The 23,388-nt window shown below is 38.3% G+C and carries 15 protein-coding genes; 10 read left to right on the forward strand and 5 right to left on the reverse strand.

Translation table 11 applies throughout. From position 1 onward, the window contains the following. Nucleotides 1-185 precede the first annotated feature (185 nt). From LV716_RS01360 to LV716_RS01375, 4 genes are all read left to right on the forward strand, one after another. Nucleotides 186-1,190, forward strand: a complete 1,005-nt coding sequence (locus LV716_RS01360) for a sugar kinase (protein WP_163419709.1) — start codon at nt 186-188, stop codon at nt 1,188-1,190. Nucleotides 1,191-1,625: 435 nt separating this feature from the next. Next, nucleotides 1,626-3,143 carry a VCBS repeat-containing protein gene (locus LV716_RS01365; RefSeq protein ID WP_163419708.1) on the forward strand — a complete coding sequence of 506 codons (1,518 nt, stop codon included), beginning with the start codon at nt 1,626-1,628 and terminating at the stop codon, nt 3,141-3,143. 245 nt (nt 3,144-3,388) lie between these two features. After that, nucleotides 3,389-5,146 carry an arylsulfatase gene (locus LV716_RS01370; protein WP_233759199.1) on the forward strand — a complete coding sequence of 586 codons (1,758 nt, stop codon included), beginning with the start codon at nt 3,389-3,391 and terminating at the stop codon, nt 5,144-5,146. 88 nt (nt 5,147-5,234) lie between these two features. Then, nucleotides 5,235-7,070, forward strand: a complete 1,836-nt coding sequence (locus LV716_RS01375; protein ID WP_163419706.1) for a hypothetical protein — start codon at nt 5,235-5,237, stop codon at nt 7,068-7,070. Between the two features lie 189 nt (nt 7,071-7,259). Here LV716_RS01375 and LV716_RS01380 read toward each other — a convergent pair whose 3' ends face one another. The 5 genes from LV716_RS01380 to LV716_RS01400 all read right to left on the reverse strand — a co-directional run bounded on the left by LV716_RS01380 (nt 7,260) and on the right by LV716_RS01400 (nt 12,877). Next, nucleotides 7,260-8,573, reverse strand: a complete 1,314-nt coding sequence (locus tag LV716_RS01380) for a gluconate:H+ symporter (RefSeq protein ID WP_163419705.1) — start codon at nt 8,571-8,573, stop codon at nt 7,260-7,262. A 20-nt stretch (nt 8,574-8,593) separates the two neighbouring features. Then, complete coding sequence (locus LV716_RS01385; RefSeq protein ID WP_163419777.1) at nt 8,594-9,397, reverse strand: sugar phosphate isomerase/epimerase; 804 nt, start codon at nt 9,395-9,397, stop codon at nt 8,594-8,596. Between the two features lie 49 nt (nt 9,398-9,446). Next, on the reverse strand, nt 9,447-10,160 hold the full coding sequence (locus tag LV716_RS01390) for a gluconate 2-dehydrogenase subunit 3 family protein (RefSeq protein ID WP_163419704.1): 714 nt from the start codon (nt 10,158-10,160) through the stop codon (nt 9,447-9,449). A 3-nt stretch (nt 10,161-10,163) separates the two neighbouring features. Then, on the reverse strand, nt 10,164-11,882 hold the full coding sequence (locus LV716_RS01395) for a GMC family oxidoreductase (protein WP_163419703.1): 1,719 nt from the start codon (nt 11,880-11,882) through the stop codon (nt 10,164-10,166). A gap of 113 nt (nt 11,883-11,995) precedes the next feature. Next, nucleotides 11,996-12,877: an AraC family transcriptional regulator gene (locus tag LV716_RS01400; RefSeq protein ID WP_233759200.1), complete on the reverse strand. Its 882-nt coding sequence runs from the start codon at nt 12,875-12,877 to the stop codon at nt 11,996-11,998. 245 nt (nt 12,878-13,122) lie between these two features. On the opposite strand from LV716_RS01400, the gene LV716_RS01405 reads away from it, so the two are divergent. The 6 genes from LV716_RS01405 to LV716_RS01430 all read left to right on the forward strand — a co-directional run bounded on the left by LV716_RS01405 (nt 13,123) and on the right by LV716_RS01430 (nt 23,274). After that, nucleotides 13,123-14,190, forward strand: coding sequence for a glycoside hydrolase family 26 protein (locus LV716_RS01405; protein WP_233759201.1), 1,068 nt, complete (start codon nt 13,123-13,125; stop codon nt 14,188-14,190). Nucleotides 14,191-14,206: 16 nt separating this feature from the next. Then, nucleotides 14,207-15,613, forward strand: coding sequence for an MFS transporter (locus LV716_RS01410; protein WP_163419701.1), 1,407 nt, complete (start codon nt 14,207-14,209; stop codon nt 15,611-15,613). A 3-nt stretch (nt 15,614-15,616) separates the two neighbouring features. Continuing rightward, nucleotides 15,617-16,813, forward strand: coding sequence for a glycosidase (locus tag LV716_RS01415; RefSeq protein ID WP_163419700.1), 1,197 nt, complete (start codon nt 15,617-15,619; stop codon nt 16,811-16,813). Next, nucleotides 16,814-18,025 (forward strand): AGE family epimerase/isomerase, encoded by a 1,212-nt coding sequence (locus LV716_RS01420; protein WP_163419699.1) that lies wholly within the window; start codon nt 16,814-16,816, stop codon nt 18,023-18,025. It begins immediately after the preceding gene. Between the two features lie 282 nt (nt 18,026-18,307). After that, complete coding sequence (locus tag LV716_RS01425; protein ID WP_163419698.1) at nt 18,308-21,529, forward strand: SusC/RagA family TonB-linked outer membrane protein; 3,222 nt, start codon at nt 18,308-18,310, stop codon at nt 21,527-21,529. Between the two features lie 11 nt (nt 21,530-21,540). Further along, nucleotides 21,541-23,274, forward strand: coding sequence for a RagB/SusD family nutrient uptake outer membrane protein (locus LV716_RS01430; RefSeq protein WP_163419697.1), 1,734 nt, complete (start codon nt 21,541-21,543; stop codon nt 23,272-23,274). Nucleotides 23,275-23,388: the final 114 nt, after the last annotated feature.

Here is a 23,388-nt window from a genome sequence, read left to right on the forward strand (position 1 = left end):
AAAAAAGCGGTGTATTAAAAATTGGTTTACCAGATTGGTTTACCAAAAAAATGTATATTTGTAACAGTCTCTTGTACTTAACCACAAAGGTGAACGTAAGACTATCGAATACCCTTTTTAACTTTTGAAAAAGACACGAACAATAAGAACTTTTGAGACATAACAACAACAAATCAGATTAAAACATGCCGAAAAAATTAGTGACCTTTGGTGAAGTAATGATGCGTTTATCCCCTCCTGGATATTCCAAATTTGCACAAGTATCCTCTTTGGAACTAGTCTATGGTGGTGGTGAAGCAAATGTTTCAATTTCTTGTGCCTATCTAGGCATGAAAGCTGCGCATGTGACCCGGTTTCCCAATAATGCTCTTGGAAAGGCCGCTACGCAATTTTTGCGGAAGCATTGGTTGAGTACTGAACATGTTATTTATGGCGATACCATGATCGGTAAATACTTTTTGGAAAAAGGAGCTGTTCATAGATCGAGTGAAGTAATCTACGAAAGGGAGAGGTCTTCTTTCTCAGCAATAAAACCATCAATGATCAATTGGGAAAATATACTCAGAGATGCAGATTGGTTTCATTGGACCGGAATCACCCCAGCTATTTCAGAAGGTGCTGCCCTATGCTGTTTAGACGCCATTAAAACGGCTAACAAAATGGGTGTCAAAGTTTCTGGAGATATCAATTCACGGGACAACATGTGGAACTATGGCAAAACTATGCAAGAAGTGATGCCAGAATTGGTACAAAATTGCGATATCGTCATTACAAGTAGCCGTGGAATTCATGAGCTGTTCGGTACAGGGGAATCGAAAGATAAATTTCGCGCCGCCGCCGAAAAACTTATGGACAAATTCCCAAAAATCAATAAAGTGGTGGGAAAAACCAGAAGATCAGTAAGTGCATCGCACCAACAAATACATGGTAAAATCTGGAACGGGTGCGAATACATAAAAACAGAGACCCTAAATATTACACCCGTTATTGACCGGGTTGGCACCGGCGATGCTTTTGCGGCCGGTTTAATCTATGGATTATTGCATTATGATACTGATGAACAGGCCTTAAATTTCGCATCTGCAGCATGTGCACTTAAGCATACTGTTCCTGGGGATGTAAATTTGGTATCATTGGATAATGTTACAAGTTTGATGGACGGAGACACTTCAGGAGCAATAAAAAGATAGTGCCTCAGTTCCTGAAATCTACGAAATAAAAGACTTCTTCATACTATGAAAAGTACTGATCCAGTTAAACGAACAACTATTCAAAACTGATTGTACAAGGAATGCCTACAACACGTTTTTCTAATTAAAAATAGAAAACAACTATCAAATTCAATAACTGGTATCATCCAATTTGACTCTACCATAGAAAGTCTTGCACAAAAACACAACTCTGTAGCAAACAACTATATTATGTAATCCTAATACCTTATACTTCAAAAGTTTTGGACGTTTGAATCTATCAGCACTGAAACATAAAGTTGTAGCGTATTCTATTCTTCTTTGATTTTATCATAATCTGACTTTAAAATTTCACATTAACTTCTAAAGCTATTTGGAATCGCTTCATCATAAGGCAAATAGCTATATTTGAGAAAATACAGATCAATTTAAAATATGATTCCCTTAAAATTTATCACTAGGCTCAAATCATTCCTACATATCACTTTTATATGGCTTTTCGCCCTTGTTCTAAGTTGTTGTAAAACTGAAGAACATGAAAAAGAAATAGCAGTCTACAACAAACATTGTGCAAGTTGTCATGTGGCCCCTAAAATTAATGAACTACCAAAGGACATCTGGAAGAATGCTATTCTTCCAGATATGTTTTCTCGGATGGAGGTGGAAAATATAAACCAAAAGGAGTATAAGGGACCTTTTATATCAGAAACAACCGATTTTAAACCCAGGATTAGCATAAACGACGTTTTGTTGCTTGAGCAATTCATCCTAAACAATGCCCCGGATAAACTGGAAATGAATGAGATTCCAAAAATGGAGCAATTAGATGATTTTGAACAGATTCCCATCGCCCTTGATAATCAAAATGGTGCCCTCATAACTTATTTGGATTACAATCATGATGTTTCAAAACTATACTTTGGAACTGTTTCAGGAACGCTGAATACCTACGATTTCAGGAGTAAAGAAATAAACAATGTGTTTCAAGGAGAAACACCTGTTACCTGGTTTAATCAAAGAGATACTATCAGCTATGTAACTGAAATTGGATTATTTGACCCTTCAGAATTAGAACGAGGGGCCATAAGCAAGATAGGCAAAAGGAATACCCAGAAAATATTGGAAAATTTCCATCGCCCTGTACATACCGTCGTTCAGGACTTGAACGGTGATGGCAAAGATGAGTTGGTAATCAGTGAATTTGGAAATGAAACAGGAAAATTATCCATGTTAGTAGAGCGTGATACATCCAGGTTTGAAAAGACCGTGCTTTTAAACCAATCAGGCTGTATCAGAACCATTGCCAAGGATATGAATCATGACGATAAGCTTGACTTGGTCGTTTTGACATCACAAGGAAGAGAAGGAATTACAATTTTGTACCAAAAGGAAGGGTTAAGGTTTGAGGCGGAAAATGTTTTGAAATTTAGCCCTGTATATGGGAGCAGCTGGTTTGAACTTGTCGATTACAACAATGATGGTTACATAGATATTATTACGGTAAATGGGGACAATGCCGATAAATCATATGTACAAAAACCTTATCATGGCATGCGCATTCATCTCAATGATGGAAATGGCAATTACGAAGAGGCCTATTTCTATCCCCTAAATGGAGCAACACGAGTGGCCGCGGCCGACTTTGATGAAGATGGGGATATTGATTTTGGATTGATTAGTTCCTTTCCAGATTATGAAAGGGCTCCACAAGCATCCTTTGTATACCTTGAAAACATAAACTCCAAAAAATTTGAGTTTAAGACCAAGATTTTAAAAGACCCGGATGCAGGACGATGGTTTTTGATGGACGCCGAAGATATTGATAACGATGGGGACAAGGATATCATCCTAAGCTCACTGACTTACACGTTTTCACCAACACCTGAAGATTTGTTAAAACACTGGTCAGAGAACAATGTTGACCTTATGGTTTTAAAAAATGAATTGAAATAGTTAAAATTAATTAGAATATTTATGTAAGCCGCTTCTTTGTAAAGAGCGTTCATCATATCCTTAATTTATTCGATCATTTCTTCTATGATAACATTTTTCTATTCAACAGAATAGATTTATGGGAAAAGAAAATAGTTCTCAAAAGATTACTTTACCGTGTCATGCTTAAATGATAAAATAGTATCAGAAAGTATCTTGGGTAAAGATTAATTTTCTATTGTCAAATTATGAGAATAAAGTTGGGTATGAGATTATTTTATTTCGCATTGATATTGTTCACTCTAGGTTCTTGCACAATGAACACAGCTCTTGAAAGACAGCCAAATGTAATTCTCATTCTTACGGACGATCAAGGTTGGGGAGATTTAAGCTACCATGGCAATACCAATTTAGCCACACCCAATATAGATTCTATAGCGTATAATGGCGCTGTAATGGAGAACTTTTTTGTACAACCGGTCTGCTCACCAACCCGGGCAGAATTACTCACCGGACAATACCATCCCAGATTAGGGGTATATTCCACTTCAGCAGGTGGTGAAAGAATGAACCTTGGGATTACCACTATGGCGGAGGTCTTTAAAAGTGCAGGGTATGCAACAGCCGCTTATGGGAAATGGCATAACGGAACCCAACCCCCTTACCATCCGCTTTCCAGAGGTTTTGATGACTACTATGGGTTCTGCTCTGGTCATTGGGGCAACTATTTTGACCCAATGCTCGATCATAATGGCCAGATTGTGCGAGGGAATGGGTTTTTGGTGGATGACTTGTTCGATCATAGTATGGAATTTATCAAAAAGAATCAAGACAATCCTTTTTTTATAATGCTTCCAGTGAACACCCCGCACAGCCCCATGCAATTGCCCGAAAACTACTGGAATAAATTTCGGGACAAAGAATTAAAAATGACGTATCATGGGATTGAAGAAGAAGACCAACAGTTTACCAGGGCAGCATTAGCAATGGTTGAGAATATTGATTGGAACCTAGGACGCTTGACCAATTACCTAAAAAAAGTAGAATTAGATGAAAATACAATTGTCCTTTTTATGTCCGATAATGGGCCAAATGGGTGGAGATGGAATGGCGGAATGCGTGGCAAAAAAGGATCTACGGACGAAGGTGGTGTTAAATCACCCCTATTTATCAAGTGGCCCAATAAAATTGTTGCAGGAACCAGCTTCAAGCAAATTGTAGGAGCTATAGATTTATTACCTACACTGGCCAATCTAGCACAAGTTCCCTTAGCAGATTCCTTGGATTTAGATGGTATCGATTTCAGTTCTAAGTTAATAACCGGACAGGACAAAATTGTCGATAGGGTCATTTATAACCATTGGCAGGGCAGCACAAGTTTGCGCACCCAAAACTATCGCTTGGACATGGAAAATAGATTGTATGATATGGACAGCGATATAGGACAAACAAAAGATATTTCCGAAAGTGCAATGCCTTTAAGAGATTCTCTAATAACGTTGAAAACTAAATGGGAAAAAGAAGTTAATATAAAGACCCAACACAAAGAAAGGCCTTTTCCAATAGGTGCGCCCGGTTATGACTTTTCCCATTTACCAGCTAGGGACGGTTTGGCCCATGGTCATATAACAAGAAGTAATCGTTGGCCAAATGATTCATTTTATACAAATTGGGAAAGTTTAAACGACTCGATAACATGGGAGGTCGATGTTTTAAAGCCCGGGACTTTCGAGGTGTTTTTGTATTACAGCTGTAAACCTGAAGATGTTGGAGCAACGATCCAATTGAAATTGCATAAGGAAAACATAAGCACTGTAATTAGCGAGGCCCATGATCCGCCGCTCATTGGTATAGAAAAAGACAGATTTCCCAGAATGGAATCATTTGTAAAATATTTCAAGGAAATCAAAATGGGTGAGATTACTGTACCGAAAGGAAAGGATCTGTTATGTTTAAAGACCATAGCCATGCCAGGAGATGGGTCAATAGATTTTCGCTTGTTGAATTTCAAACGGAAGAAATAGTGTTTTCTACTAAAAAGAAGGGTGTAACTTTAAGAGCTTTGACCAGATTCAATTTAACCAATACGATTACAACATATCTAAACCAACTATGAACAGAATAACTATAACTATTGTTTCTATCTTTTTCTTCGCCACTTATCTAACATTTGGACAAGGATTTAAAAATTTTGTAAAGGTGGATGGCAACAAATTGATGGATGGAAGTAAAGAATATCGTTTCATTTCCTTTAATGTGCCCACACTCAATTACCAAGAAGATGAAATGGGCTATACAGAAACCAATCCTTATGCCCTACCCAACGAATATGAAATGCGCGATGTATTTGCCACCATTAAAGAAATGGGAGGACAGGTTATTCGTATTTACACAATTCCTGTGAAAAATACTGGGTTTCCAAAAAGTGCTCCAACCTATGTGGAAGCTCCAGGAAAGTTCAACGAAGCTGCTTTTAGGGTAACAGATAAAATGCTTCAACTTGCCAACGAATATAATGTACGTATCATTTTTTCATTGTTGAACAATAGACAGTGGATGGGCGGTCGTCCAAATTATGCTGCATTTCGAGGAAAAACTGCTGAAGAATTTTGGACAGATCCTCAACTTATCATGGATTTCAAAGAAACCTTAAATTTCGTCATCAACAGAAAAAATACATACACGGGTATAAAATATAAAGATGATAAAGCCATACTTTGCTGGGAAACAGGCAACGAACTCACTAGTCCAATAGATTGGACCGTCAACATTACACGATACATTAAGAGCTTGGACAAAAATCATTTGATCATGGACGGATGGTACAGTGATGATCTTGATAATCCCTGGGTACGTGAAGCATCATTGAATGAATGGTCCATCGATATGGTATCATCCCATCATTACGAACGCAATGCCATGGATATTAAAAAAAATATTCAAAAGAATATCGATATTATCAATGGCAGAAAACCATATTTAGTTGGTGAATTTGGTTTTGTAAGTACTTCAGGGGTGGAAAGTACATTAGACTTTGTTATCAAAAACAAAAGTGTTTGCGGAGCCTTAATCTGGAGTTTAAGACACCATAGAAAGGATGGAGGATTTTATTGGCATTCCGAACCTTTGGGTGCCGGCGTGTTCAAAGCATATCATTGGCCCGGCTTTAATTCTGGGAATGCATATGACGAATACAACTTATTAAAAATGTACAGGAGCAAAGCATTTGAGATCCAACAAATAAAAAAGCCAAAAATTACTGCACCTGAAGCTCCTGAACTGTTACCCATAAAAAATGCATATTCCATCAGCTGGAGAGGATCAATGGGTGCAACTGGCTATAACATATACCGTTCCAATTCCGTCAATGGCACTTGGGAAATGGTAGGTTATAATATTTCGGACGCTGATGTTCCATATTTTCCATTATTTCATGATGAAACGGCCAAATTGGGTCAATCCTATTATTATCGGGTCAGTGCCATAAACGAATCTGGAAGTTCAGAAAAGTCCAATATCGTTGGACCGGTGACCATAAATGAACTGGCAAAAATTGATACCATGAAAAATTTAGGGGGTGTTGAAGATAGTAGAGCTATACTACCAACTATGGGCAATGATCGCAGTTTCAAGGAAATTAGAAATCGTTTGGCCGGAGATTATGGCTCTCAACTCATCTATAAAATTCCTGGCAGCTTAGAAACATTTAAACTGTACGCATTTGAAAAAAAACGTTTTGCATATCTGTCTATTCATGGCTCCATGGATGGAAGTACATGGGAAGACCTAGAAGTATTCCCTACCAGTTACACCAACAATGAATCCAATTATGGCTATTGGAAACCAAAAATCTATAGCTATTCTGGCAATAAGGATTACAATTATATAAAAGTATTTTTTAAAGGAGGTAAGGCAGAATTGGCACGGGTAGAAATATTGTATAAATAGTATTTGATTATCTGATAGGCAATTTTTGATGGTATTTTAATACATGCTTTGTTTGAAACTATCTGTTATATCTCAGCTAGTTGCTGTGCCAGTAATTTTTCATGCCTTTTTTAGTATTTAACAATTTGCATGTTTTTAGTCAGCATTAACCAATGAATAAGGTTGAAGGATACTTTTTCGATTTTTACTTTATACAAAAACGTCCAGCAATAATACCATAGCTATACCAACCACCCCAACAATAGTTTCCATAACAGTCCACGATTTAAAGGTGTTCTTTAAACTCAAATTGAAATATTCCTTGTACATCCAAAATCCAGAATCGTTCACATGTGAAAACATCAAGCTTCCCGCTCCTATTGAAAGTACCATAAGATTGGGGTTGACCCCTGCCGTAGTTACCAATGGAGCTATGATACCGGCCGTAGTTAGACCTGCCACTGTAGCCGAACCTAAACTTACCCTAATTATGGTAGCCATTATAAAGCCTAACAATAGCGGGTTAATATCCCATCCACCAAGTAAATTAGCTATATCATTACTTACACCGCTGTCTATAAATATTTGTTTGAGAGCTCCGGCCCCGGCCACGATCAAAAGAATCATTGCAATATCCTTCACTGAATCGGCATAACCCTCCATAATAGTCTTCATCTTTGTTTTTTGACGAATACCCAGCGTATACGTTGCAATGAGCAATGAAATCAACATTACCGCAATGGGGTCGGCCAAAAAAGCAAAGAGACTTTCCAATTTCGTATTCCCAGAAGATAAATAAGGGAGAACGGAGGCCCCCGCCAATAAAAAAACAGGCAATAAAGCTGTTGCAAAACAAAGAATCCCGTTAGGCAAGTTTTCGTTTGAAACCGGTTTGGGCCTAAAAATTTCCAAAGGGTGTGACTCGATGCCCCTTAGCGTTTTTGCGAAAAAAGGCCCAGCAATAATCATGCAGGGTATGGCTACAATAAAACCATATATCAAAGTAATACTCAAATCAGCTCCAAAAAGATCTACCAAAGCTGTAGGTGAAGGATGGGGAGGTAAAAAACCGTGTGTCACCGATAACGCAGCCAATAAAGGGATACCAATGTATACTGCTGGTAACTTAAACTGGTAGACCACCGAAAAAATCAATGGGACCAACAGTACAAAGCCAACATTGTAAAATAAGGGAATTCCAACAATGAACCCAGTAATCATCAATGCCCATTGTATGTTTTTTTCTCCAAATGCCTTCATTAAAACCTCTGAGATTTTTTTTGCGGCTCCGCTATCGGAAATGATTTTTCCGAACATAGCTCCCAGACAAATAATAATTGCCAAAGAACCCAGCATTCCACCTATTCCAGTTTCCAGTGACCGCGAAATATCGCCAAGTGGAATCTTAAGTAGTATTCCTGCCAAAATGGAAACAATCAAAAAGGCAATAAACGGGTTTATTTTACCCCATGTTATCAATAAAATAAGAATCAGTACGCAAAAAACTACTGTTAGTATGGACATGTAAATGCTTTAAGAATCGGTTATTCTTGTATGATGGACCTTATAAAATCAAGACTTTTGGGCACCTGTTGTACTACATTTGAAGATTCATCTTCAATAAGCATATATTCTACTTGTAATGCTTTACCTTTAGTTATCAAGGCTTTTACATCAATCATTCCTGTACCCAAAGTGACGTTGGTTTCAACGTCGCTATGTCCTGTATCGTTACCTATTGTACCTTTTTTCATATCTTTTAAATGCATTAGTTTAAACTTTGTGGGGTACCTCTCAAAAAGTTCCATCGGATCTTCACCACCATACTGTACCCAGTAAACATCCATCTCAAAATCAAAGTTTTCTGCATTTTTGGCCATGTAATCAAATAAAGTCCCGTCTTTGTATGGTCTAAACTCATACCCATGTGGATGGTATACCAGTTGCAAGCCCTGCTCCTTTAATAATGTACCAGCACTATTGAAGACATTTGTGGCATTTTCAATATCTTCAAAAGTGAAATCATCGCCGTCATGGGGTATCCAAGGACACATAACATATGAAGCCCCAAACGCTTTTGCTCTTCTAACCGCTTCTTGGGGATTGTCCATTAATTCATCCATATTCGTCCCAACGCTTACCACATCCAATCCGTTATTCTCAAGAAGTGAAATAAATGCGGTTTCTTCCATACCATAGGTATTCTCCCCACCTTCAATTTTTGTAATACCCCAATCACGTATCATCTTTAACGTTCCTGGAACATCTTTCTCGAATTGATTTCTAAGGCTGTACAATTGGATACCTATTTCTTGGGATGCTATTTCGTTCGCAGGTATAGTTATCATCAAAAAAAAGAATGCTTTTAGTATATGTTTTTTATACATCGATATATATTTACGTAATAAGATTTCCATTTTCATCCCATTCGGCAACAGTACCCCTTGTGCTTTGATCAACACATTTGGCCAGCCACGCTTCATCATAAGACACGTTATATTGGGCCAAGACATCATCGGGAACACCATTCCAGACATTGGGCATGTTACCCTTATATCCAAGTTCTTCGATACCTATTTTAGTAGTGTAATATCCGGTCAGTGTAAGATTTCGCATCGTAGAAAAAAACTGGATTTCCAATGGACGTTCTTCTTCAGGTATTGTAACATCTGGATAGGCAATGGTATCCAAAATGGATTTTTGTTGTTTTTCGGTTGCCAATTTGAATGTACTACCGTATTCCGTGTTGCTCTTATGGTCAAGCCACATAAGACCGCCGCGTAAGGGAACTTGTAATTCGGGAATATCTTTTGCCATAAACTCAATAAAATCTGGAACTTTGGCATCCGTAGCACTATGCAAATCTTCACTAGCCGGTAGAATTAAATCACAGAGAACCATCAGAGTACCCATTTCATGTTCATTAAAGAAGGTTTGACCCAGTAATTCCTCATCCGATTCTTTCTCTATAGGTGTTCTTCCATAAACATATGCTTTTTCAGTAGTAGGCGAATCGGTGACTTCTATCGGTTTGGGATTACACCCATGAACGACCAATCCACTGGCTACACTTCCGAGCAAAATAGACTTTAAGCTTTCTCTTCTGTCCATACCTTAGATGTTTTGTTGTTTGAGTTGCTCAACGATATAGTCAGACGCTCTCCACGAAAGCGCTAAAATGGTCCATGTAGGATTTTTATCTGCTTGGGAGACAAAGGGACCTGCATCAACAATAAAAACATTTTCAGTGTCATGTAACTGTTGGTATTTGTTGACTACCGAAGTTTTCTTGTCATCACCCATTCTGGTAGTCCCTACTTCGTGAATAATTTTACCAGGGGCCAGTATTCCATAGTTTTCTTCTTTCCCAGGTTTATCACCTAAAGGTTCAGCACCCATATTGTGCAGAATTTCTTCAAAGGTATCATGCATGTGTTTTACTTGTTTCACCTCATGATCTGTCCATTGGTAATTGAATTTTAATACGGGTATTCCAAATTCATCGACCTTGGTAGTGTCGATTTCGCAATAATTACTCTTCTGTGGAATGGATTCACCCCTACCAGAAAAACCAAGAACGGATCCATAGTATTTCTTCACGTCCTCTCGCAGACCATTTCCGTATCCTCCAACTTTTAAACCAAAAAATTTGTTGAATTCGTTGGGATCAAAACCAAAACCATAGCTTGGCATTCGCATTCCGCCCCATATTTCTATATGGTACCCCCTAGGGAAATCCAGTTGCTTATTGTCTAACCACCATGGTGTATATACATGCATTCCACCTACTCCATCTTCATTGTAAGTTTTCCTGTTCATAAGCTCCGGAACAAAACCTGCCCTTCCGGTTCCCGTGGAATCATGAAGATATTTCCCAACAATATCACTGCTGTTACCTAATCCGTTCGGGTGTTGTTTGCTTTTCGAGTTTAGCAAAATCCTTGCAGAACTACATGCAGAAGCGGCCAAAACCACTACTTTTCCTTTTAACTTGTATTCTTTTCTATCCTTTTTGTCAATGTAAGAAACCCCTGTTGCCTTACCTTCTTCATCAGTGGTCACTTCCCTTACCATACAATTTACAAAAAGGTCTATTTGCCCGCCATTCTTCTGCGCTGGAAAAATAAGGCAAGTTCCTGCTGAAAAATCTGCATACACTTGGCATGCTCTTGAACATTGTCCGCAATAAAAACAAACTCCTCTGTCCTTGTTGATTCTTTTGGTAAGCATGGACATTCTTGAAGGATATACGGGAATATTGGATTTTCTGGCTCCCTTAATGTAAAAAAGCTCATGCAATCTAGGTTTTGGAGGAGGAAGGAAAAAACCATCGGGATCATTTGGCAATCCTTCATTGGTACCAAAAACACCAATGAGTTTATCCACTTTATCGTAATAAGGTTTTACATCTTCGTAACCTATGGGCCAGTTATCCCCTAAACCATCCTGATCTTTTCGCTTAAAATCCTTAGGACCAAATCGAAGTGATATCCTTCCCCAATGATTGGTTCTACCGCCGAGCATCCTTGAACGAAACCAGCTAAACTCGCTTTCTTTTTCATTGGTGTACGGTTCGCCTTCAATTTCCCAGCCTCCATATGCCGAATCAAAGTCACCAAAAGGTCGAATGGTATTTGCTCCCCTTCTTGGAGATGCATATGGCCATTTCATCTGTGTCATCTGTTCAGAATCTGCAGGGTCAAAAAATGGACCTGCTTCAACCACAGCAATCTTCAAACCAGCCTCTGATAATATTTTAGTGGCCATGCCTCCACCAGCTCCAGAACCTACTACTATAACATCATAGCTTTCGGAAGATTCAATTATCTGCATTTTTTTCAGTAAAATTTATGATAAAGTATAAAATTTAGAAATCTATTTTTATAAATATGTAGATTTTGACAAAAAGCGTTATGGAATTGAAATTAAATGATAATGCAGCCGTTTTATAAGACCCTTTTAATCCCTAAGAAATCTTCGCGGTACTTGGTTGGGGTACACCCTTTACTTTTCTTAAAAATCCGATTAAAATTAGCGATACTGTTAAACCCCGTACTGTAAGCAATTTCGGATATGCTCTTGTCTTTTTCTATCAGCTGTCTTGAGGCATAACCAATTCTTATATCATTTAGATATTCCACAAAAGTCTTACCTGTTCTTTTCTTAATAAATCTATTAAAAGAAACCGTGCTCATATTTAACAAGTCGGATACTTCTGAAAGTGAAACTTTGGAGTCATACTTTTTCTCGATGAATTGGTGTAACCTTTTTAACTTTTCACTATGCTCATAGTTTTCTGGTTCCACCGATGTAGTGGACAACATTCGCTGGTTTCTGGAAATAGAAAGATCATATAAAATTGAAAAAATCTCCAAAAAATAATCCATACTATCCAACTTTGACACCTTCTTGATTCTGGATTCCAAAGCCAAACAGGTATTCCTGGAAAACAGAATACCATGATTGGCCCTTTCAAACATTTCTTTGATCGGCTTCATAATGCCCCTATCCAAAAACTCAGCTTGAAATAGATTGTCCTGAAATTGAATGGTGATCTCCCTAATCTTTTTACTCTCACACGTATGCTGTTCCCAGACGTGATAAAGATTTGGTCCGATCAACACAAGGTCCATATCGGCGATCTCCTCCATACTATCACCGACAACTCTCCTAACACCCGGGGCATTACAAATAAAATTTAGTTCATACTCTGGATGGTAATGTATGGGATAATCAAAAAACTCCTTGGTGCGATCAAAAACTAAAAAACTGTCTTTGGGCGACATTTGGATGATTTCCCGATGTGGTTTTTGAAAGATATGTGCCATAGTAGCAATTATACAATAGAATGATAAAATAGTATTGATTAAAAGTGTAAATGTAATCTATTTTTGAACATACGTTTAATGTATAAAAACATTATTAAAATTATATTTCTTTAAAAATAATAATGCCAAATTTATTTTTTTATCAAAAAAATAGAGTTTCAAAAGATTTTAGTCTTAAAAATATTCAACTCAAAATCTTCAATGCTTTCTTATATGCTTATATCGTATTACTGTTATTATCATTCATGTCATGTAAAAGTGCGCTTCAATCATCTGCAAGACATATTGAGTTATGTGATTTAAATGCACATGAAAATGCAAGGTATCTCATGGCTCGAATACAGGAAATAGCTAAAACAGGTTATGCTTTTGGGCACCAAGATGCAACAGCGTATGGCATAGGGTGGAAAAATGATGGCACCCTTCATAAAAGCGACGTTAATGAAGTTACTGGAGAGTTTCCCGGTATTTATGGATTTGAACTGGGACATGTTGAGTTGGGTCATGCCCAAAACCTAGATACGGTTAACTTCCAGCTAATGGGCGATTTGATTAAGACTGCATATGAAAATGGTGGCATTACTACAATAAGCTGGCATCCCAATAATCCAACAACAAGAAATAGTGCATGGGATACAACGAGCACTATTTCCAATATTTTGGAAGGAGGGATTCTAAATCCAAAGTTTAAAGGTTGGTTATATCGATTGGCGGGTTTTCTAAACTCTTTAAAAACAAAATCAGGCAAACCTATACCTGTGGTCTTTCGGCCATACCATGAAATGAACGGTTCTTGGTTTTGGTGGGGAAAAAAAAGCTGTACTCCAGAACAGTTTAAACAATTATGGCGAGAAACTTTTGAAGTTCTTACCGAAGATTTTGAAGTTCACAATCTTATTTATTGTTATGCCACAGATGCGGTGGAAGATACAACCGAGTACATGAATTATTATCCTGGAGATGGTTATGTAGATATGCTTGGAATCGATTTGTACCACAAGAAAACAACTGAAGAGTATATTCAACTACTTAATGAAAATCTGGACATGCTTGCTGAAATCGCAAAAGAAAAACAAATGCCTTTTGCTCTGACAGAAGGTGGTCTGGAGGGTGTAAAAGTTGTAGATTGGTGGACAGAAGTTTTAGATAAAAACATTTCAAATAAAGGGCTGTCGTGGGCATTGATGTGGAGAAATGCCTCTTTAAATCACTATTTTGCTCCTTTTGTTGGACAAAAAAGCAGTGAAGACTTTATAAAGTTCAAAAATCTACCCCATGTGCTTTTTTTAAAAGAGATAGAAAAAATAAGATAATCAGTATTTTGCGTTAATGGAAAAACTAAGGTATAAAGAAAAAATTGGATATGGATTTGGTGATTTTGCCTCTTCCATGTTTTGGAAAATGTTTGGAGTATACCTTCTTTTCTTTTACACGGATGTTTTTGGCATATCTGCAACAGTAGTGGGAACCATGTTCTTGATTACAAGAATTTTTGATGGAATCAATGATCCGATAATGGGGATCATAGCCGATAAGACAAATACAAAATGGGGTAAATTCAGGCCTTATCTTTTATGGATGGCGATACCATTTGGGGTTTTTGGAATACTTACGTTTACCACACCAAATTTTTCCATATCCAGCAAGATTATCTATGCATACGTCACCTACTGTATCATGATGGTTGTTTACACGGCAATTAACGTTCCATATGCTTCTTTAATGGGGGTTATGACCTCAAATCTGAAGGATAGGACTTCGCTGGCATCATTTCGATTTGTCTTTGCTTTTGCTGGTAGTATCTTGGTTTTGGCCACCGCAGAGCCTCTGGTCGATTATTTTGCTGCCACTGATGATTCTGAGAGCACCCAAAAAGCTTGGCAATACACGATGGCAATCTATGCCATTATTGCAATAGGGTTCTTTATCGGCACTTTTTACCTTACACGGGAGAGGATTCAGCCACCAAAAAATCAAAAAACAGCTATAAAAACCGATTTAAAAAACTTGGCAAAGAACAAACCATGGTTCGTTTTGCTTGCTTCTGGTATTTTTTCTTTGATTTTTAACTCCATTCGTGACGGATCGACCATTTATTATTTCAAATATTATTTTAAGACTCAAGATGCTTTTCAACTTCCCATTATAGAAATAACAATAACGTTTAGTACGTTGTATTTAGTCTTGGGGCAAGCAGCTAATATTCTCGGGGTTATTATGGCAAAACCTGTTTCGGACAGTATTGGAAAGAAAAAAACTTTTATCGGGGCAATGTTGATAGCATCCTTACTAAGTTGTGCTTTCTTCTTCCTGGGTGAATCGGATGTTACCTTAATCTTTGTTTTCCAATTCTTGATAAGCATCTGTGCCGGTATTATCTTTCCGCTACTTTGGTCCATGTATGCAGATATTGCAGATTTTTCTGAATGGAAAACAGGTAGAAGAGCAACGGGATTGATCTTTTCATCATCGTCCATGTCACAAAAAATGGGCTGGACCCTTGGCGGCGCACTTACAGGTTGGATATTGGGGTTTTATGGATTTGAAGCAAATACTGCTCAAACTGAAGCAGCCCAAACAGGAATTCGATTAATGATGAGTTTCTTACCTGCGGCAGGGGCTTTACTATCGGCAATTTTATTAATTTTTTATACTCTGGATGACAAGCTTATGTTGAAAATCAACAGAGATTTAATCAAAAGGAAAAGCGAAAATGAAAATAATAACAATCAATAGAAAATGAAAACCAATACCACTTCCCAAAAAAAGGAACTGTTTTCAAAACTATTTGAAAATTACAATGATTTAGTAAGTAGAAAAAACATCCCCGAAAAGCACTCTAATGGCATATATACAAAATATAAGTATCCTATTATCACTGCCGACCATACCCCACTGCATTGGCGCTACGACTTATCCCCCATTACAAATCCAAAAGCATTGGAACGTATTGGAATAAATGCCACATTTAATGCCGGCGCCATAAAATGGAACAGCAAATACGTATTATGTGTTAGAGTGGAAGGTAAAGACAGAAAATCATTTTTTGCATTTGCCGAAAGTGATAATGGTATCGATAACTTCAAGTTTTGGGATAAGCCATTGGTCCTTCCTCAAAATAAACAGGCTGACATCAATGTGTATGATATGCGCCTTACCCTTCATGAAGATGGTTATGTGTACGGATTTTTCTGTACGGAAAGAAAAGATCCCAATGCGCCCAATGGTGATACTTCAGCAGCAGTTGCAAATGCAGGAATCGTTAGGAGCAAAGACTTGAAGACCTGGGAAAGACTTCCCGATTTAATTTCCAGTTCAAGTCAACAACGTAACGTAACCATTCATCCCGAATTTGTAAACGGCAAGTATGCCATTTATACAAGACCGCAAGATGGTTTTATAGAAACAGGTTCTGGAGGAGGAATAGGACTAGGATATATTGATGATATCACGAACCCCGTTGTTAAAAATGAGCGAATTTTAAACCCAAAAAGGTATCATACCGTCTATGAATTAAAAAATGGCCAAGGTCCTTCTCCTCTAAAGACTTCCGAAGGATGGTTGCATTTGGCGCATGGTGTTCGAAACACTGCTGCCGGGCTAAGATATGTTTTGTATATGTTCGTTACCGATTTAAATGATATTTCGAAAATCATATACCAACCAGGAGGTTATATTATGGCGCCCAGCGATGATGAGATTATCGGTGATGTTGGGAATGTACTTTTTGCCAATGGATGGATAATGGATGAAAATGAAGATATTTTCATATACTATGCCTCTTCGGATACCAGAACCCATATAGCAAAAGCAAGATTGGAAACGCTTTTGGATTATTGCAAAAATACACCGCCAGATGGTAAGACTTCTTCAGGATCTGTACAAAATATCGTGAATCTCATCGAGAAAAACCAAGGGCTTTACCAACCATTATAAATGGAAAAAATAACCCATGATAACGAATTGCTCTTATTTCAAGAAGAAGTAAGTACCGAGCTGCAATCCATTTTGGATTATTGGCAAGCACATTCCAAGGATGACCTTTATGGTGGATTTGTCGGAAAAGTTGATAATTTCAATAATGTCATAATCAATGCGCCGAAAGGAATCATTTTAAACACAAGGTTGCTTTGGACCTTTTCAAGAGCTTGTAACTTTTATGAAGACTCACGCTATGACAATGAATGCCAAAGAGCCTTTGATTATTTGTTGGATAATTTCAGGGACTATGAATTTGGAGGGGTATTTTGGGAATTGGACCATCTAGGAAACCCTTTGGAAATGAGGAAGCAAATCTATGCCCAAGCATTCTGCATTTATGCATTATCAGAATATTACAGATATTCTAAAAATTCAAAAGCCATACTTTGGGCTCTCGAATTGTTCCGGCTTATAGAAGATAGGGCATACGACAAAGTCAATGGTGGATATATAGAGGCTTTTGATCGTAAATGGAAGTCTATTCCCGATATGAGGCTAAGTGAAAAGGACCTAAATGCCCCTAAAACGACAAATACGCATCTACATATCCTTGAAGCCTATACCGTGTTGTATGAAATGACGGGGAATCCAGCAGTAGAAAACGCCCTTACCAATTTATTGGAACTGTTTCATGGAAGAATTTTTGAGCATAACAATCATATGAAACTGTTCTTTACAACCGAATGGAAGAAACTATCTACAGAGATATCCTTCGGCCATGATATCGAAGCCGTTTGGCTTATGCTACAGGGTTCAGAAATACTACAAGATAAAATACTTCTAAAACGGACTAAGGAATTGACTGTCAAAGTAACCAAAACCTTTGTCAATGAAGCACTGGATACAGAATTCGGAGTCATCAATTCTAAAGATTCCGAGACACTGGAAATAGATTGGGACAGGCATTGGTGGCCACAGGCAGAAGCAATGGTCGGATTATTATACAATTGGAAAATCACCAAAGACCCAAGCTATTTTAATATTTGCAAACAAATTTGGTCATTTATAACAAAACATATCATCGACCATAAACATGGCGAATGGTTTTTTAGGGTCGATCGTTATGGATCACCCTGTCTTAAGGAAAATAAAATTGGTCCTTGGAAATGTCCATACCACAATAGTCGGGCACTTATAGAAATATTGCAATTACTCCGACAAAATTAAACTGCTGGAGAACCGATTTTTTAAATTAAGCTATCCTTTAAACCTCTTTCTCAAACACCTATTGAGATCAATGGCTTAAAATCAATAATTTCAGTATAGATAATTTATAATATCATTTATTTTTTAACATAAAATTATCAATATTATCATAATGTGATAAAATATGATAATCCATCAGTATAGCATTCCAATACATTTGTTAAATAATACTAATTGATGTTTTATCAACATTTTCTTAATGTAATGGACATTTAAAAAACTAATTAACTAAGCAACAAAACTATGATTCAAAAAATCACATTTAAATTGTTGAAAATACCGCGAAACACTAGGATTTCCCTAAACAAGGTTTTTTTAATGATTATTATGCCCTTAATTTCTCAGATATCCTTGGGCAATTACAAAATAGAGAAGATACCGACTTCGGAGACATTGTTTCAATCTACAATAAGCGGTACCATTACAGATGCTTCAGGTCTGGCTTTGCCCGGTGCCAGTATTGTCGAGAAAGGTACTACGAATGGCACCCAATCGGACTTTGATGGAAATTTCACCATTAATGTCGGTGCCGATGCAGTTCTGGTAATCAGTTATGTAGGCTTTCTCTCCCAAGAAATAACAGTAGGGAACAATTCCACGATCAATGTTGCATTACAAGAAGATGCCAATCAGTTGGATGAGGTTGTAATTACAGGATATTCAGCCCAAAGTACCAGAGATATAACTGGTTCGGTCTCAACGATTAAATCTGAGAACATTGCGGCGACTGCCCCTACAGGGTTAGAGCAAGCCTTGCAAGGCCAAGCTTCAGGCGTTGTAGTGGGGAGTCAAGGTGGGCCAGGTGGATCTGCTGCCGTAAGAATACGGGGCTTTGGAACAATCAATGGCAATGACCCCCTATATATCATAGATGGTACACCGACAGGGGCAGGACTTAACGACCTTAATCCAAATGACATTGAATCCATACAGATTCTAAAAGATGCCTCATCAGCGGCAATTTACGGAAACAGAGCTGCTAACGGTGTTATTATTATAACTACCAAAGGTGGAAAAAAGAATAAGAAATTGTCATTTACGGCCAATACATATGTAGGAGTGGATTTTATTCCCGGTTCTGCATTTCCAGACTTGGCCAGTCCCCAACAGATAGCCGAGAGTGTGTGGAGGGAATTTACCAATACAGGGGCTACACCGAGCAACCCACAGTTTGGTTCTGGTACTTCGCCTACATTACCAAATTTCCTTATTCCACAAGGAGCCTCAACTGCTGATGAAAGTTCCTATGACCCGAGCTCAAGGGCTACATCCATTACTAGGTCAAATCCGCAGGGTACGGATTGGTTCAATGAGTATTTCAACACTGCAATTACCCAAAGTTATGATATAAATGCTTCTGCAGGTACAGAAAACTCTAGCTTTTTTGCATCTATGAGTGTTTTGGACCAAGAAGGTGTGGGGTATGAATCTTCATTCACCAGATATACTTTACGCGCCAATTCATCTTTTGATATTACGGACAAATTTAGAATAGGCGAAAATATTACGGTTTCTTATTCAGATCAAATCACTCCTCCAGGTTCAGATGTCAATAATGGTACAGTAGCCAGTTTGTATAGATTGCACCCATTGATTCCTGTTAGGGACGTTGGAGGTAATTTTGCCGGGTCTGGAGTTGGCGGATTAGGTAACGGGAACAACCCTATAGCTATTGCAGACAGAAACAAGGACAACGATAACTTAAGTTTTAGGGCATTAGGTAACGTCTACGCGGAAATGGACTTGATTAAGGGCCTTACTTTTAAGACCAATCTGGGGTTTGATATTTTTCATTTCAACCAAGTATATTTCCAACCTCCACAACTTGAAGGTGAAATATTTAACGAGAGTACCTGGTTATCAGAACGAAATGATCTTAGTAGAACATACACATGGTTTAATACTCTAAACTATTCCAAGGCCATAAGCAATAGCATAGATTTAGATGTTTTGGTCGGTACAGAATTTAACAAAGTGAATTTTAGAAGCACGACTGTAAATAGAGCGGATTTTGATGTGTTTACGACGGACGTACGCTTTTTCAACAACGCCAATGGCGAGTGGGGGGGCTATGGTACCGGCGGAAGGTCTGCTTATTTTTCATTGTTTGGCAAAGCCGATGTCAAAATAAAGGATAAATACCTTTTGAGTGCTACGATCAGACGTGATGAAACATCATTGTTCAACACCAATAAGAGAAGTGGTGTCTTTCCATCGGGAAGTATCGGTTGGAGAGTAAGTGAAGAAGACTTCCTTAAAGACTCGGAAATTCTAACAAATTTATTATTTAAAGCAGGGTATGGCGAAGTTGGAAATAATGGGGGGATAAGAACAGATGCCAGATCTACCACACTTGGGCCTAATGTTGGAAACTACAACTATCCCAATTCAACTACCAGTTCAGATCCAGGTGTAGGGATAGACTTGAGAGGTAATCCAGATATTGGCTGGGAAACCACAAGAACCTTGAATGTTGGGTTTACCTCAAGATGGGCGAACAGCATCAACTTTGATTTAGATATCTATAGTTCCACAACAGAAGATATGTTGCTTGCCGTTCCAGAAGATCCTACGCTCTTAGGGAATATTAATATTGTACCTGCCAATTTGGGAGAGATGGAAAACAAAGGTTTCGATGCCTCCATAGCATACGACAACTATCAAACCGATAAAGCGTTTCAGTACAATTTAGGGTTTAATATTTCTGCTTATAGAAATGAAGTGAAGTTTCTAGATCCCGATAATCCCGATAGTTTTATCAATGGTGATGACTTAAGAGATCAAAATCCAACAAGAACACTGTCCGGTCATCCCATATCTTCCTTTTTTGGAAATACCTGGGCCGGTATTGAAAACGGAAGGGTTGTCTTTGATGAATTGGACGAGACAGGAACCCCGGTTAGAGGTGTAATCGGAAACCCACACCCAGATTTCACCTATGGACTTACATTCAATGGAACGTACAAAAATTTTGATGTTTCATTGTTGTTTCAAGGATCTCAAGGAAACGACATCTACAACTTCAATAAATACTTCACGGACTTCAATAAATTTATTGGAGGAAGAAGTTTAAACTACGTCAACGAAGTAGGACTGCCAGCCGTAACACAAGATGCAACAATAATAAATAGGGAAGCTGCTGCATCCACATACTATGTTGAAGATGGTTCCTATTTGAGGATGAAAAACATCGTTATTGGCTATTCACTTCCTCAATCTATTGTCGAAAAGCTAAGCTTGCAAAAATTCAGGGTATATCTTCAAGGCAAGAACTTGATAACATTGACCAACTATACAGGTCTTGATCCTGAAATAAGTTTGAGGTCTTTCGCAGGCTCAGTTGGGCCTCCATCCCTTACACCACCAGATAGAACTGATCCAGGTACCAACTTAACGTATGGGGTTGACACGGGTGTTTATCCAATCAACAGATCTATAATTATGGGCATCATGCTAACATTTTAAAAAAAAGCACTATGAAAAATATTTTTAGACAATTTTTGATTTTCGTTTTGATTGTAAGCTTTTCCTCCTGTAAAGAAGAGCTGGACATTCCGCTTTCATCATTGACCACAGATGATGTTGTTCCAAGCACAGCTTTAGCTGAAAAATTAGTGGTTGGAACATATGCTGGTTTGGAAATGCGAAGGGAAGCTGCAGCTTCAAACTGGACTTTTGGAGGTTGTGCATCCGATGATGCCTTTAAGGGAAGTGAACCTGGAGACCAGTCGGACATCACCCAAATGGAGATTTATAATGTAGCTGCCGACAATCCTTATGTAAGAGAAAGATGGAGAGGTCTTTATGAAGGGATTGCCCGAGCCAATGCAGCTATTGGCGTCGTAAATGGCGGTTTGGAATCTGGGGCTATAGAAGAAACGGTCGCCAATGCATTTTTGGGCGAACTACGGTTTTTAAGAGGTTTCTATCATTTTCAATTAAAAATGACTTTTGGCAACGTGCCGTATATTGATGAAACTGCTACCGAAACCCCTCCAAATGATACGGATATCTATCCAAATATCGAAGCAGATTTTCAATTTGCAATAGATAATTTAGACCTTGAGGCGCAACGTTATGGAGGAGCAAATCAATGGAATGCTAAGGCGTATTTAGCTAAAGTGCATATGTACCAATTGGATTACGCTGCAGCTAAACCACTCTTACAAGATATTATCGATAATGGGCCATATAGCCTAATGCCCAGTTTCCATCAAAACTTCAATTATGCATTTAACAATAACAGCGAAACTGTCTTTGCCGTTCAATATGCTGTAAATGATGGTGCCGGAGCTAGTCAGGACAATGGCAATCAAGGCGATGAACTAAATTATCCCCATAGTGCAAGCCCCTTTGGGTGCTGTGGGTTTTATCAACCAACACATGATTTGGTCAATGCATATTTGACAGACGCCAATGGTCTCCCATTGACAACACCACCTTCTAACCCGGCAGATTATGTTGCTAACGTAGATCCTTCTGACACTGTTGCAGGAAGCCCTAGAAATGTTCCGACCGAAGATGGTGAGGCAGGTACTTCCGTTTTTGCAGAAGAAACCAGAAATTTAGATCCTAGATTGGATTGGACAGTTGCCAGACCTGGCATTCCATTATTCGATCGTGGAGATTTTCTTTTGGCTTGGTCCAGAGATCCTGCTGCAGGAGGTCCCTATTACAGTAAAAAACTTTTATGGTCAGAAGCAGATGACGGCTTGGCCAGGGTTGCCGGAGGATGGGGACAAAACATTAGTACCATTCAGACCAATCTTATTAGGTATTCCGAAATATTGCTATGGAGGGCAGAAATCGCTGCTTCAGAAAGTGATTTGGGCACTGCACTGGCTTTGGTAGATCAAGTTAGGGCCAGAAATGTAGACCCCGACAATTGGGTAAAAGAAAATGACGGTGTTACCAATGCCGCTAACTATGCCATTGGCCTTTATGCGGACAATGGAGGTTTTGCAGACGCCACTTTTGCCATGAACGCTGTAATCATGGAATATCGACTAGAGACTGCAATGGAAGGACGTAGGTTCTTCGATTTGGTGCGAAGAGGTATCGCCAAAGAAGTTTTGGACGGTTACACATCTCGCCCACAGTTTAGGTCATATCTGGATGGAGTAACATTTCCCGAAACCCGGGGAATTTATCCCGTACCCCAAGAAATTGTCGATTTGTCCGCTGGCGTCATAAAACAAAATTCATATTAGTTTAAGTTAAGTTTAATTTCGAGTTAGTAGAAAACAGGGGGTAGTATCCCTGTTTTTTACTTTTGTAAAAAATCAACGATGAAAAAAAGGATACAATGGGTCGTTTTATGCGCA

This window comes from Flagellimonas sp. HMM57, assembly GCF_021390175.1.
Lineage (GTDB): Bacteria > Bacteroidota > Bacteroidia > Flavobacteriales > Flavobacteriaceae > Flagellimonas.

Coding starts and splice junctions, on each gene's coding strand:
- LV716_RS01380 (WP_163419705.1), bottom strand. CDS start 8,573: ATGTCCATACTAACAGTAGTTTTTTGCGTACTGATTCTTATTTTATTG.
- LV716_RS01405 (WP_233759201.1), top strand. CDS start 13,123: ATGTCATGTAAAAGTGCGCTTCAATCATCTGCAAGACATATTGAGTTA.
- LV716_RS01430 (WP_163419697.1), top strand. CDS start 21,541: ATGAAAAATATTTTTAGACAATTTTTGATTTTCGTTTTGATTGTAAGC.
- LV716_RS01390 (WP_163419704.1), bottom strand. CDS start 10,160: ATGGACAGAAGAGAAAGCTTAAAGTCTATTTTGCTCGGAAGTGTAGCC.
- LV716_RS01385 (WP_163419777.1), bottom strand. CDS start 9,397: ATGATAACTATACCTGCGAACGAAATAGCATCCCAAGAAATAGGTATC.
- LV716_RS01425 (WP_163419698.1), top strand. CDS start 18,308: ATGATTCAAAAAATCACATTTAAATTGTTGAAAATACCGCGAAACACT.
- LV716_RS01370 (WP_233759199.1), top strand. CDS start 3,389: ATGAGATTATTTTATTTCGCATTGATATTGTTCACTCTAGGTTCTTGC.
- LV716_RS01410 (WP_163419701.1), top strand. CDS start 14,207: ATGGAAAAACTAAGGTATAAAGAAAAAATTGGATATGGATTTGGTGAT.
- LV716_RS01400 (WP_233759200.1), bottom strand. CDS start 12,877: ATGGCACATATCTTTCAAAAACCACATCGGGAAATCATCCAAATGTCG.
- LV716_RS01365 (WP_163419708.1), top strand. CDS start 1,626: ATGATTCCCTTAAAATTTATCACTAGGCTCAAATCATTCCTACATATC.
- LV716_RS01375 (WP_163419706.1), top strand. CDS start 5,235: ATGAACAGAATAACTATAACTATTGTTTCTATCTTTTTCTTCGCCACT.
- LV716_RS01420 (WP_163419699.1), top strand. CDS start 16,814: ATGGAAAAAATAACCCATGATAACGAATTGCTCTTATTTCAAGAAGAA.
- LV716_RS01395 (WP_163419703.1), bottom strand. CDS start 11,882: ATGCAGATAATTGAATCTTCCGAAAGCTATGATGTTATAGTAGTAGGT.
- LV716_RS01360 (WP_163419709.1), top strand. CDS start 186: ATGCCGAAAAAATTAGTGACCTTTGGTGAAGTAATGATGCGTTTATCC.
- LV716_RS01415 (WP_163419700.1), top strand. CDS start 15,617: ATGAAAACCAATACCACTTCCCAAAAAAAGGAACTGTTTTCAAAACTA.